At 66.3% G+C, this 12600-nt stretch carries 9 protein-coding genes; 3 read left to right on the top strand and 6 right to left on the bottom strand.

All coding sequences use genetic code 11. From position 1 onward, the window contains the following. Positions 1–99: 99 nt before the first annotated feature. From MXF70_RS09175 to MXF70_RS09165, 3 genes are all read left to right on the top strand, one after another. Positions 100–279: a DUF7331 family protein gene (locus MXF70_RS09175; RefSeq protein WP_248518380.1), complete on the top strand. Its 180-nt coding sequence runs from the start codon at positions 100–102 to the stop codon at positions 277–279. Between the two features lie 108 nt (positions 280–387). Next, a complete protein-coding gene (locus MXF70_RS09170; protein WP_248515320.1) occupies positions 388–765 on the top strand; it encodes a DUF7322 domain-containing protein in 378 nt (125 codons plus the stop codon). Positions 766–955: 190 nt separating this feature from the next. Further along, on the top strand, positions 956–1381 hold the full coding sequence (locus MXF70_RS09165; protein ID WP_248515319.1) for a DUF7346 family protein: 426 nt from the start codon (positions 956–958) through the stop codon (positions 1379–1381). A gap of 60 nt (positions 1382–1441) precedes the next feature. Here MXF70_RS09165 and rad50 read toward each other — a convergent pair whose 3' ends face one another. From rad50 to MXF70_RS09135, 6 genes are all read right to left on the bottom strand, one after another. Next, a complete protein-coding gene (gene rad50 / locus MXF70_RS09160) occupies positions 1442–4135 on the bottom strand; it encodes a DNA double-strand break repair ATPase Rad50 (protein ID WP_248515318.1) in 2694 nt (897 codons plus the stop codon). Between the two features lie 16 nt (positions 4136–4151). Then, the gene (gene mre11, locus MXF70_RS09155; protein ID WP_248515317.1) at positions 4152–5666 is read right to left on the bottom strand and encodes a DNA double-strand break repair protein Mre11; all 1515 of its coding nucleotides are present in this window, start codon (positions 5664–5666) and stop codon (positions 4152–4154) included. Positions 5667–5832: 166 nt separating this feature from the next. Further along, positions 5833–7206 carry a phosphohexomutase domain-containing protein gene (locus MXF70_RS09150; protein ID WP_248515316.1) on the bottom strand — a complete coding sequence of 458 codons (1374 nt, stop codon included), beginning with the start codon at positions 7204–7206 and terminating at the stop codon, positions 5833–5835. A 95-nt stretch (positions 7207–7301) separates the two neighbouring features. Then, complete coding sequence (locus tag MXF70_RS09145) at positions 7302–8570, bottom strand: segregation and condensation protein A (protein ID WP_248515315.1); 1269 nt, start codon at positions 8568–8570, stop codon at positions 7302–7304. Next, positions 8563–12135 carry a chromosome segregation protein SMC gene (smc, locus tag MXF70_RS09140; protein ID WP_248515314.1) on the bottom strand — a complete coding sequence of 1191 codons (3573 nt, stop codon included), beginning with the start codon at positions 12133–12135 and terminating at the stop codon, positions 8563–8565. Before smc ends, MXF70_RS09145 begins: the two co-directional genes overlap by 8 nt. 27 nt (positions 12136–12162) lie before the next feature. Then, on the bottom strand, positions 12163–12474 hold the full coding sequence (locus tag MXF70_RS09135) for a DUF7518 family protein (RefSeq protein ID WP_248515313.1): 312 nt from the start codon (positions 12472–12474) through the stop codon (positions 12163–12165). Between the last annotated feature and the right edge of the window lie 126 nt (positions 12475–12600).

Below are 12600 nucleotides of genomic sequence, written 5' to 3'. Positions count from 1 at the left end.
GCGTCGTTCGGCGAACGGCCCGAAGGGTTAAACACCACCAGAGGGCTCGGCGGTAAGGGCTTTATTCGATACCCCCATCCACACCAGTAGGTGACGACGATGCCAGAAACCCCGCCGTCCGACGGCACTGAACTCGAGCCCGAGGAGCGGCCGCCGGAGGAGACCGTCGACTTCGTCGAGACGTACGATACCGACGACGGAATCGTGTTCTACGACGTCGACAATCCGCTCGCGTGGCTCGAGTCCGACCGAGTCGTTCCACTCGACGAGACACTCTGAGGGAGACCGTCGGGCGAGCACGCTGTCCGTCTCTATCCCGAGAGGAGTCCGGTGCTGGCGTCTGCGAGACGGTGTCCTTATTCTTCGAGCGGACGATCTCTCGAACACGTGACCGACGAGACGACGGAACGCGGCGAACCGCCGGCCGATCAGGAGGACGCCACGGACTCCGACGATCAGCCGACGGATTTCGTCGAGGGGACCTTCGAAGCCAGCCCGCACGAGCCCGACCCGCCGAGTTTCGACGTTACCTCCGGCGAGGACCTCGTCGAAAATCTTCCCTCGGGCGACGAGGTCTCCGCGGACGTCCGCCGGTCCTTCTGGGAGATGGTCGTCCTGATCAAGATCGCGCTGCTCGCGCTCAGCGTCGGTATCATGCTCGCGTACTTCCAGGGTCGGTTCGACCTCGCAGCGGGCCTCGGGCTGGTCGCCGCTCTCGCGGGCGTCCGGGTCCTTCTCCGGATTCGATCGTTCGACGGTGAGTAGTTCGGCTCCGATCGTCCGACGGTGAGTAGTTCGGCTCCGATCGTTCGACGGTGAGTAGTTCGGCTCCGATCGTCCGACAGCGACTAGTTCTGGTCCGAGTATCCGAGCCGCGGAATTCGTCCAGGTGTTGTCTCGTCCGCAACGCAACAGCCTTCGAAAAGGGTACCCACCTGCAGCCCGGACCACGACCATGAACACCGTCGAGGACGAGAACGGACGGCGATTCGTCCTCCGAAAGCGATCGAGCGACGCCTGGCTGGTTCGCGATCCCGCCACGGGTGAGGAGTCATTTCGTGATCCCTCGGATCTCACCCTCGTCACCGAGGCCGACGCGCTCGCCACTGCAGCCGACGGCATCCCGGCCGCGGTGCGGACGCTCCTCTCCGCGGTTCCAAACGAACGCGTGCTCGGCCTCGTCATCACGATCGTCGATCGCGAGGCCGTCGGCGTCCGATCGCTCCTCGCAGAGACGACGCTCTGTGAGTCTGATCTTCACGGCGCGATCGCGGAGCTGGTCGCCGCAGGCCTGCTCGCCGAGACGACCGTCGCCGGCGAGCGAGGCTACGAGGCGACGAATCTCGCGAGGGATTCGATCGAGCAGCTCCGCGAGGAGTAGCCAGGGTCGTCGCTCGGCCGATCGAGGCGGAAAGAAGAGCGGATGCCACCGCACGCCCGGTCAGTCGTCAAGCGCCGCCAGGTCGATCGGCCCGCGCTCGACCGACGCCCGGTTGGTGCTCGGATCCTTCCGCACGCGAACGTGCGCGTCCGCGGCGTCGAGCAGCTCGTCGTCGTGGCTCACGACCAGAATCTGCTCGACGCCGAGCTCGGTCATCGCGTCGATCAGCTCGACGAGCTGGCCGACGTGACCGGAGTCGAGGAACACCGTCGGCTCGTCGAGGATCAGGGGCGGCATCGGCGCAGCGCCTTCGATACCCTCAGCGAGTAACCGGTAGATTGCACAGCGCAGGCTAAGGTTGAACAGCGCGCGTTCGCCGCCGGAGAGCTGGGTAGGCGCGAGCGGTTCGCCGTCGCGCTGGTAGACCGTTAGCTCGTAATCGCCGGAGAGTTCGATCCGATCGTAGGCGTCGTTGCGGTAGACCAGCTCGAACGTCTCGTTGAGCAGCTGTTCGAGGTGGGCGACGTTGCGCTGGCGGAGTTCGGCGCGGAGCTCCCCGTAGGTCGCTTCGAGTTCCTCGGCCTCGGATTTGAGCGAACCGAGCGCGTCGCGCTCCTCAGCCAGGGAGTCCTGGCGCTCACGGAGCGACTCCAACTCCTCGATCTGGGCCGTCACGCTCCCGATCGTACTCTGTAGCTCGTCGCGTTCCTCCCGCGAATTTTCGAGCTCGTCGGTCGCATCCTCGAGATACGACTCGGCGCGATCCCGCTCCTCGCGGGCGTCCTCGATGCGATCCTCGTCGTAGGCATCTTCGATCTCCTGGACGCGTTCGCGGCGCTCCCGGAGCGTCTCGCGGCGCTCCTCGTTTTGCTCGGCGAGCAGCTCCCGGCGCTCGCGGATCGACTGGACCTCGTCGTCGAGATCGTCGAGCGCTTCGATCGTCGACACGATGTTCTCGAGGCGCTCCTCGCGCTCGCGGAGCGCCTTCCGCTCGGCGTTGAGCTCCGCGATGGCCTCGCGTTCCTCGTCGGCTGCCTCGCGGTTTGCCTCGGCGGTGTCGCGCGCGGATTCGGCGTCCGCCGCCAGCTCCGATGCCTCCTCGCGAAGCGTCTCGGCGCGCTCGCGCTTGTCCTCGATCGTCGCTTCGCGCTCGGAGAGCAGCTCCGTGACCGACTCGCGACGCTCCTCGATACGCTCGATCTCGCTCGCGGCGTCGACGAGCACCTCCGCCCGTTCGAGGCGGTCCTCACAGGCGTCTCGGCGCTCTTCGAGTTCCTCGATTTCGGCTTCGATCTCCTCGAGCAAATCGCGGTCCTCGCCGAGTGCGTCGACGTGTGGCGAGTCCTCGACGGGCTGGCCACACTCGGGGCATTTCCCTTCCTCGAGGAGCTCCTTGCCGCGCTCGATGCGATCGACGACGGCCTCGCGGTTCGCACGGAGGTCCGCGATCTCGGCCTCGACCTCCTCGAGTTCGGCGTCGATCTCCTCTTGGTGGTCGGCCGCTCCGTCGGGATCGACAGGCGCGTCCTCGAACTGCTCCAGCAGCGCCGAGCGTTCGTCCTCGAGATCCTCGAGGTTTTCCCGGCGCTCTGCGAGTGTCGCCTCGTCGTCCTCGATTTCGGCGTCGAGTTCGTCGGCACGCTCGCGCGCCGATTCGGACTCCTCTTCGAGCTCCGATGCGGTCTCCTGGGCGTCCTCGGCCTCGCTGGTGAGCTCCTGAATGGCGAGGCGCTGATCTTCGAGCTCGTCGCGAAGTTCGTCGTCGCGGGATTCGACGGCCTCGAGGGCGTTCTCGACGGTTTGGAGGTCGATCGGACCTTCCACAGAGTCATCGGCAGCGTCGAGATCGCTGGCGTCGAGCAGCTCCGTTCGGCGTTCCTCGAGCGTCTCGCGTTCCTCGCGACACTCCGAGAGTCGGTCCTGTAACGTCTCTCGCTCCTCGGCGGTTGCTGCGATCCGATCTTCGAGCTCCTCGATTCCCTCCCGGAGCTCGGACAGCTCCTCCTGCTTCTCCGCGAACTCCTCGAGGATGGATTCGGCGTCGGCTTTCGTCTCCTCGGCCTGCTCGATCTGCTCCTCGACGTGGTCGATCTCCTCCTCGATCTCGCCGAGCTCCGTTTCGAGCTCGTTGAGCTGGCCGTGGAGATCCGCCTCCTCCTTCTCCGCGATCTGTTTCTCGACGTCGGTGACGGCGCCCTGGACCTCGCCCAGCGCGTCCTCGACGGCGAGCCGCGCGTCGCCGGCCCGGTCGCGGTACTCCTCGAGCGCGCCAAGCTGGAGCAGTTCGTCGATCGTGTCCTGTCGCTCGCTCGGCGTCGCGTGGATCAGTTTGTTGACCTCGCCCTGCCGGACGTACGCGCAGTTGACGAACGCGTCGGCGTCCATCCGCAGGAGGTCGACGACCGCGTTCTCGACGTCCCGCGCCCCTTCGATCGTGTGTTCGGGCGTCTCGAGGATGCAGGTCGCCGTCGTCGCTCGTTCGCCAGTCGCGCGAACCCGGCGACGAATGCGATACTCCGCGCCATCGTGTGCGAACCAGAGCTCGACTTCCGCGTCCTCCGCTCCGGTGGAGACGAAGTCATCGAGCGTCTCGTCGAGTGCGCGGGCCCCATAGAGCGCGAAGAAGGCTGCTTCGAGCAGGGTGGTCTTCCCGCTCCCGTTGGGGCCGTGGACGACGATGACGCCAGCGTCGAGATCGATCTCGGCCTCGCCGTAACACCGAACGTTCTCGAGGCGCACGCGCTGGATCCTCACGGCGACACCTCCGGAGTCACAGGAAATCCTCCATGGACACCTGACCGTCGCCACCGGCATCCGAATCGGACGCCGGCTGGTCATCTCCGGACGGTGCGTCGTCGTCCGGTGTCGATTCGTCGTCTGGCGTCGGCTCGTCCTCGGCTACGGGTTCGTCGTTCGCGGCAGTCGTTTCGTCGTCGGCTGTCGTTCCGTCGCCAGAAGTAGATTCCTCTGACGTGCTGGATTCATCGCTCGAGGAGAGGTCCTCGGCGTCGTCCTCTGAGTTCGTCTCTTCGACAGCCTGCTCCGAGCCAGTGTCTTCGCCATCGCCCACCAGATCCGCCTCTTCGACGTCGATCTCCCCGTCGGGGACCGGCTCGAAGGCCTCCTGGCCCTCTTCCCGACGTTCCTCGACACGTCGGCGGACGGTCTCGCGAACGTTCGAATCGGCGATCGAGCCGTCGCGAATTGCGCGATCGAGATCGCGGGCAGCAGCGCTCAGACCCATCTCGCGGACGCGTCGGCGAACCGCCTCGTCGGGGTCGGCGAAGGACACGTCGTGCTCGGTCTCGGCCTCCTCGCGCTCGCGGCGGTCGTTGACGCGGGCGACGATCGCACCCTGCTCGGTCGCGAGTTCCTCGATCGGGCCCGGTGCGATCGGCTCGCCCTCGCCCTCGATCGTGACGATCGTGACGGCGTCCTCGTGGTCGAACTCGCGGACCCGATCGCGGACGAGCTCCGCACCCTCGCCCTCGTCCAGTTCGACGTCGACGAAGACGAACTCGCGACTATCGAGCGTCCGGCGGGTGATCCGTAGCTCGCCGTCCTCGACGGTGACGATGTTGTAGCCGCGATCGGCGCGCTCGCTGGCACTCGCTCGCTCCGTCGATCCGGGGTAGGTCACCCAGGTATCGGCGACCTGCTGCTTGCCGGGAATGTGATTGTCGCCCAGCAACATCGCGTCGAAGTCGATGGACGCGGAGTCGAGCAGTTCCTCAGTGTCCCACTCCGCGGGGTCGAACGGCGCGAAGAGGCCGTGGGCGACGAGCGCGGTTGGCGGTGCAGCGCTGCCGTCCGCAGCGGCTTCGGGAGATGTGAACTCGTACTCGAGATCGTCGCGCTCGCTCTCGGGGACGTGGTCGAGCCCGTAGAGCGCGAGCGTGTCGGCGGCTCCGTCTGCCCCGGCTTCGTCCTCCTCGGTCGAGCCGACGATCCGGGGCTCGTCGTCGAGGCGTTCGGCCAGATCGAGGTCGGCGAAGAGATCGAGCCACTGGCCGGATCGCTTGGCCTCGTGGTTTCCGACGATCGCGAGGAAGGGGATGTCGGCCGCGCGTAGCTCGCGAAGCGATGCGACGACTCCCTGGAGGTCCTGAAGATCCGGGCGGCGATCGTGGAAGAGGTCGCCCGCGTGGACGACGGCGTCGACGTCGTCGGCGATCGCGTCCTCGATCACGGCCTCGAACCCCCGGAGGAAGTCCTGCCGGCGGCGGGGATCGTGGTACTGCTGGTAGCCCACGTGGGTGTCCCCGGTGTGCAGTACCCTGGTCACTATGCTGGACACGCTGCCGAAGGGGTTTAGCAGTGACGTATGGGCGCGGTGGAAGTGGTCGGCGATCGGAACTCGGGCTGCAGTGGTTCGACGCGAACGGGCGAAGAGAGTGAGAGACTGGAGGTGTGCCTTCGTCGGAGGAGAGGCAGAACACGAAACTGCAGCCCTACAGCAACGGTTCTACGATCCCGCGACCGGCAGCGAGTAGTTCGTCGATCCGCTGATCTGTCTCGGCCTCGGCGTAGATCCGTAGCTTTGGCTCGGTGCCACTTGGCCGAACGAGTAGCCAGGTGCCGTCGGCGAGCATGCACTTGACGCCGTCGGCGGGGTTCATCGATTCGACGGCCGATCCAGCGATTTGCTCGGGGATCGCGCCCTCCAGATCCGCCATGACTGGCCCCTTGTTGTCGTCTGGACAGTCGACGCTCACGCGGTCCTGTCGGAGGTCACCGTAGGTCTCGCGGAGCCGAGCGATCCGCTCCTGCAGGGGCTCTTCCGCGTGGGCGGCCGCGGCCAGCAGCGCAGCGAGTGTGCCGTCCTTCTCGCGAACGTGGCCGCGGATCGAGAGGCCGCCGCTCTCCTCGCCACCGATCAGAGCGTCCTCCTCGGCCATCGCCTGGGCGACCCACTTGAATCCGACCGGCGTCTCGGCGACCGACGTGCCGTGGTCGTCGGCGATCCGATCGACGAGACTCGACGTCGAGACCGTCCGGACGATCGGGCCGGAATCGGACTGGAGCAGATACTCATAACACGCCGCGAGCAGCTCGTTTGCGTCGAGAAAGCCATCGGCGGTGACGATCGCCACCCTGTCCGCGTCCCCGTCGTTGGCGATCCCGAGATCTGCATTGCCGGCGGCGACCAGCTCGGAGAGCTCTTCGAGCATCTCGGGTTCGGGATTCGGTTCGCCCCCGCCGAAGGTCGGATCACGGCCACACCGCAGCCGGACGACGTCGGCGCCCGCACGCTCCAGCGCCTCGTCTGTCACACCACGTCCACTGCCGTATATCGCGTCGTATGCCACCGTCAGTCCATCGAGATCCGGGTCGACGAGGTCCAGCACCGCGCCGATCTGGGCCTCGATCAGATCGACCTCCTCGATCTCGCCGTGCTCCTCGTCCGGGAGCGGGTCGGGCTCGCCGAGGCCGTCCTCGATTCGGTTCGTGATCGTCGGCAGCGCCGGCGCACCATCGTGGGGGATGAACTTCACGCCGCTGTACTCCGGCGGGTTGTGCGAAGCCGTGACGACGAATCCGCCCGCGAGGTCGCGCTGGACGATCGCGAGCGCGACGGCGGGCGTCGGACAGTCCCGATCCGCGAGGAGCACGTCGTGGCCACCGGCGGCGAGTACCCGGGCGATCTCCTCGGCCCGGTCGCGTGCGCCGTCTCTGGCGTCGTAGCCGACGACGAGGGGTTCGCCGGCGAATCCGTCCTCCGCGAGCAGGTCGACCACTGACTGCGCGATCGCGTGGAGGCGCTCGGGCGTAACGAGGTCGGAATGGGCCCGCCAGCCGTCGGTTCCGAAGGAGATCTCGTCCATACGCTCACGACAGCGCCGCCGGGCAAAAAGGTTCGTCAGATCCCTGGACGGCACCGACGGAGGGGCCGCGACGGCGCTGGACTCGCCTCGATCCGTCAGTCCGCTACCGCGCCCTCGACGCCGAGCTCCGCGGTGGGATCCTGAATCCAGAGGTCGCCGAAGAGCTGGTCCTGCTGGAGCCGAATCTCGCCGCGGTTCGCGAGGAAGAGAACCGACAGGAACGTGTGGACGCGAGAGCCGCCGGCGTCCTCGACCTCGCGGAAGAGCACCTCGGGCCGGCCCGCGTCGTAATGTTCGAAGAGCTCCGCACGAACGTCCTCGATGATCTCCTCGATGTCCTCGCCGTGGGTCCGCTCAGTGACTTCCTGAGCGGTCGGCTCGCCGTCCATGCGGCGATCGTCGTCCATGTGATAGTCGACGGTCTGGGTACCACGGTCGAAGCCGGCGGGTGACTCGCTGGTGTCGTACTCGCGGCCCTCTTTCCACCAGGAGCCCCGCTCGGCCTCGCGGAGCTCCCTGACGAGCTCGTCGAGCGTCTCGGGCGTTCCGCGGACGTGTTTGCGCTGCAGGCGGCGCTCCATCTCGTCCTCGAGGGAGTCGACCGGGTCGAACGCAGGTGGCGCGTCCTCCGGCGCTTCCATCGGCGCGTCCCACTCGTCCTCGGCCTCCTCTGCGACTTCGGGATCGAGGAGCACGTCACTCTTCAGCCGGACCAGCACGGACGCGTAGAACAGCGCGCGACCCGACTCGCGGAGGCTGCCCTCGTCGAGCGCGGCGAGGAACTCCTCCGTAACCTCGACGACGTCGATGTCCCAGGGGTCGATCTCGCCGTCCTTCGCGAGCTGGACGAGCAACTCGATCGGTTCGACTTCGTCGTCGGACTCCTCGGCGGAATCGTCGGGCTGCCCGCCGTTCTCCTCGGCGATCTCCTCTGCGAGGAGGTCCGCCTCCTCCACCGGGCCAGCGTCGGCGCTGGGCGTGCCAGTCTCGACAGCTGCCGTCCCGCCGTTGGCTGCGACGGCCTCGTCGCCACCGGCGTCGCTATCCTCGCCGGAATCGCCCTCGCCGGGCGGTGATCGATCCTCGTGACCGGTGATGTCGAGTGGGATCTCGTCTGCGTCGTCCGCATCGTTCGAGACCTCCTGCGTCGGCTTCGCCTCCTCGTCGGCCTCGTCGTCTCGCGGGTCGGTTCGCTCACCGTCGGATCGAGGATCCGACGAGCCACCGTCAGACCCGCCGTTCTGACGGGCATCCGACTCGCTTTGCTCGTCGGATACTCCGCTCGCTTCGCTCGCGGAGACCCCGCTCGAGGTTTCCGAGACTCCGTTCGTCGGCTCCGCCGCCTCCGGAGTCTCGTCAGTCATCAGCAGGCACCCCCTCACCACCGAGGTCGATCCCGGTGACTGCACTCACGTTGTCGTCCTGCATCGTCACCCCGATCGCGCGCTCGGAGCGTTCGAGCATCGCCGAGCGATGGGAGACGACGACGAACTGCGCGTCGCCGGCGAGCTCGTCGACCATCTCACCGACGCGCTCGGCGTTGGCGGCGTCGAGGAAAGCGTCGATCTCGTCGAGCGCGTAGAACGGTGCCGGGTCGTGGCGCTGGATGGCGAAGATGAAGGAGAGCGCGGTGAGTGACTTCTCGCCGCCGCTCATCGCCTCGAGGCGAGCGACCGGCTTGTCCGCGGGCTCGGCCTTCATCGTCATGCCGCCGTCGAAGGGATCCTCCTCGTCTTCGAGAACGAGCTCGCCGGTGCCGTTGGAAAGCCGCTCGAAGATGCGCTGGAAGTGGTCGTCGATCGCCTCGAAGGACTCCATGAACGCCGATTTCTTCTGGCTCTCGTAGGACTCGATGCGGTCGGTGATCCCCTCGCGCTCGTCGACGAGCGTATCCTTGCGCTCCTGGAGATCCTCGAGATCGGCCTCGACGGCGTCGTACTCATCGATCGCCTTCATGTTGACCGGCTCGAGTGTGGCCATCTCGGATTCAAGCTCGCCGATGCGACGGCGTACTTCGTCGTGGTCGGGGACCTCCTCGGGATCGTAGGCGTCGACCTCCGCCTCTAGCTCCTCGATCTCGGAATCGAGCGTGCTCGCACGCTCGCGGTGTTCGTTCAGCTCCGTCCGGGCGCCCTGGAGGTCGGATTTGACCTCGTCGCGAGCGTCGACGGCCTCCTGGACCGTATCGCGAAGCTCCGTGCGCTCCTCTTTGAGGTCGGAAAGCTCCTCTTCCAGCGCGAGTATCTCCTTGCGAGTCTCCTCGAGGGTCGCCTCCTGGGCCTCGATTTCGTCCTCGAACTCGGCGATCTCGTCTTGCTGGTCGGCCTTCGTCTCCTGGGCCTGTTCGATCTCGTCGTTGAGGTCGTCGATGGCGTCCTCGGCGTACCCCTTCTCGAGTTCGTACTCGTTCCGGCGGGCCTCGAGGGCGTCCATCCGGTCCTCGAGGTCGGCGATCTCGCCCTCGATCTCCTCGGCCTCGGCGGTGAGCTCGGGGACTTCGGAGTCCGCGAGCTCGCTTTCGATCTCCTCGATTTCGTCGTCGAGCGTCGCGATTTCGGAATCGACCTCCTCGAGGGACTCCTCCAGCTCGTTCATCTCCTCGTCGACGGCCTCGCGCTGGTCTTCGAGGTCCGCGACGCGCTCCGTCTGGGCCTCGATCTCCTCACGAACGTCGGCCATCTCATCCTCGACGCGATCGACGTCGGCCTGCAGCGACTGGACCTCTTCCGTCGCGTCCGAGCGGCGGTCGCGGGCGCTGTCGATGCGCTCCTCGAGATCGCGGATCTCCGATTTGAGGTCGCTCCGGCGGTCCTGAAGCCCGTTGATCTCCTCGGCGACGCGCTCGAGTTTGCCTTTCCCGGTCTTGGTGAATGAGTACCGGGAGCCACTCGTCGACCCGCCGGTCATCGCACCGGACTTCTCGACGAGGTCGCCCTCGAGCGTGACCATGCGGAATCGGCCCATGTACGCGCGGGCCGTCTCCATGTCCTCGACGACGAGCGTGTCGCCGAGCACGTAGGAGAAGATGCCCTCGTACTCGCCGCCGAAGTCGACGAGGTTGTACGCGAAGTCGACGACGCCGGGGTCGTCGGGCGCGCTTGGCAGGCCGCGCTTGTCCATCTCCGTCAGCGGGAGGAAGGTCGCACGGCCCGCGTTCTGGGCCTTCAGATAGTCGATGCAGTCCTCGCCGACGCCGTCGTCGTTGACGACGACGTTGGCCAGCCGGCCACCGGCGGCGGTTTCACAGGCAGTCGCGTACCGATCCTCGACACTACCGAGCTGGGCGACCGTGCCGTGGACGCCCGGCTTTTCGGCGTTCAGGATCGTGGATACAGCGCGGCCGTAGGAGGAGTCGCCGCTTTCGCCGGCCTGGGCCTCGAGCTGTGCGTATTCCTGTTGTTTGGCCTGGATCTCGTCGTCGAGCGCGTCGAGTTCTTCCTGCTGGTCGCGCTTTTCCTCCTGCAGATCGTCGACGACCTCGGCGATGTTCTCGCGGTTCGCCTCGGCCTTGCGAAGCTCGGATTCGAGGTCGTCGCGCTCTGCCTCGAGCTCCGGAAGCTTCGCCTCCAGATCCTCCCGCTCGGCCTCCGCCTCGTCGATCTCGCTGGAGCGGCGGCGAGCCTGGTCGAGCAGCCGGTCCTGCTCGCGCTGGAGCTCGTTCTTCTCGCCGCGACGCTCTTCGCGTTCCTCCTTCGCCGTCTGCAGTTCGTCTTTGAGCGCCTCGAACTCCGTGTCGACGGCGTCGATGCGCTCTTCGACCTCGGCGAGCGCCTCCTCGCGTTCTTCGAGTTCGGATTTCACGGAGGACTGCTCGACCTTCGTCTCGCGGATCTGGCGTTCGAGCTCGTCGATCTCCTCGTTCTTCCGGTCGAGTTTGACGAACGCGTCCTTCCGTCGGGCCTCGGCCTCGTCGATGCGCTCTTCGGCGAGTTCGATCTTGTCTTCGAGGCGGGCGATCTGGTTCTGGATGGCGTCGACCTCGCGTTTGAGCTCCATCTGCTCGTCTTCGCCCTTGCGCTCGATCTCCGCGTTGAGATCCTCGAGATCTTCCTGAAGGCGGGTGACACGCCCCTGGCGTTGGTCGAGTTCGGACTCGAGCTCTTCGAGTTCGGACTCGCCGTCCTCGATCTCCGCCTGGATCGACTCGCGTTCCTCGCGTTTCTCCTCGAGTTCGGCGGCTTTGAGGTAGCCCTCGTACTCCGTCTTCTCCTCGCGAAGGTCGCGGTACTCGAGGGCGGTCTCCCGCTCGTCGGCGAGCTGTTCGAGCCGGTCTTCCTTCTCCTCGATCCGGAGTTCGGCCTCGTCGATGCGCTCCTGGACGACCTCTAACTCTTCGAGGGCGTCCTCCTTCTTCGCGTCGAACTCCGCGACGCCGGCGATCTCGTCGATGATCTCCCGACGCTCGCCGGCGGTCATGTTGATGATGCCGGTGACGTCGCCCTGCATGACGACGTTGTACCCCTCCGGCGTCACCCCGGCCTGTGCGAGCAGGTCCTGAATGTCCGAGAGGTTGACCGACCGATCGTTGAGATAGTAGTAGGAGTAGTAGTTGTCCTCGGTCTCCTTGACGCGCCGTCGGATCGAAATCTTGTCGACGTCGCCCACCTTCTCGGTGCCGGCGGCGTTGACGACCTGTGCCCGGCTGAGCCTGCCGTCCTCGTTGTCGAGGATGACCTCGACGGTTGCCTCCATCGGCCCCGCTGCGTCGGCGCCGGCCTCGTGGCCGGGATTGTAGATGAGGTCAGTCAGCTTCCGCGCCCGGATGCCTCTGGTGCGTGCGAGGCCGAGCGCGAACAGCACTGCGTCGATAATGTTAGATTTTCCCGATCCGTTGGGCCCGGAGATGGTAGTGAAATCCTCGTAGAGCGGGATTCGGGTCTTCCGCCCGAAGCTTTTGAAATTCTCGAGGACGAGTTCCTGAATGTGCATGCCTTCTGGGCCCGGGGACGGGCCCGGTCAGGCGACGATGATGTCGTCGCCGAGACCGGAACCGCTCCCCTCCGCCTCGTCTGCTTCCTGATTCTCGGGCTCCTTATCCGCTTCGACCGCCTGCTCGACCTCGTCCGGTGCCGCCTCTTTCGTCGGTGCACTCTCCGCTGGCGCTTCGCGGATCTGTGAGTCCTGAACGACGTCTGCGGCGTCGACGTCCAGCTGCGATTCGATTACGCGGAGGCGCTCTTTGGTCTCGACGAGCTCCTCGGTCAGTCCCTCGATCGTCGACTCGAGCTCCGAAACGGTCGTCTCGAGCTGCTCTACCCGGTTCGACATACAGTAATGCCCCCGCGCCGGCACCTTAAGTATTCGTCAGACGAGTGTAATATAATAGATACGTCCGAGTTCCGAGAACCTGGCCCGGTCGGGCCTCCGTGCCGACCGGCCCGACGAGATACCAGT

Source organism: Salinarchaeum laminariae (assembly GCF_023204835.1).
Taxonomy (GTDB): Archaea; Halobacteriota; Halobacteria; order Halobacteriales; family Salinarchaeaceae; genus Salinarchaeum; species Salinarchaeum laminariae.
The sequence above is the reverse complement of the archived record's forward strand: the minus strand, read 5'-3'. Positions and strand labels throughout refer to the sequence as shown.

Excerpts from the sequence above, each read along its gene's own strand:
- MXF70_RS09135 (WP_248515313.1), bottom strand. The coding sequence starts at position 12,474 with ATGTCGAACCGGGTAGAGCAGCTCGAGACGACCGTTTCGGAGCTCGAG.
- MXF70_RS09145 (WP_248515315.1), bottom strand. The coding sequence starts at position 8,570 with ATGACTGACGAGACTCCGGAGGCGGCGGAGCCGACGAACGGAGTCTCG.
- MXF70_RS09175 (WP_248518380.1), top strand. The coding sequence starts at position 100 with ATGCCAGAAACCCCGCCGTCCGACGGCACTGAACTCGAGCCCGAGGAG.
- MXF70_RS09150 (WP_248515316.1), bottom strand. The coding sequence starts at position 7,206 with ATGGACGAGATCTCCTTCGGAACCGACGGCTGGCGGGCCCATTCCGAC.
- smc (WP_248515314.1), bottom strand. The coding sequence starts at position 12,135 with ATGCACATTCAGGAACTCGTCCTCGAGAATTTCAAAAGCTTCGGGCGG.
- MXF70_RS09165 (WP_248515319.1), top strand. The coding sequence starts at position 956 with ATGAACACCGTCGAGGACGAGAACGGACGGCGATTCGTCCTCCGAAAG.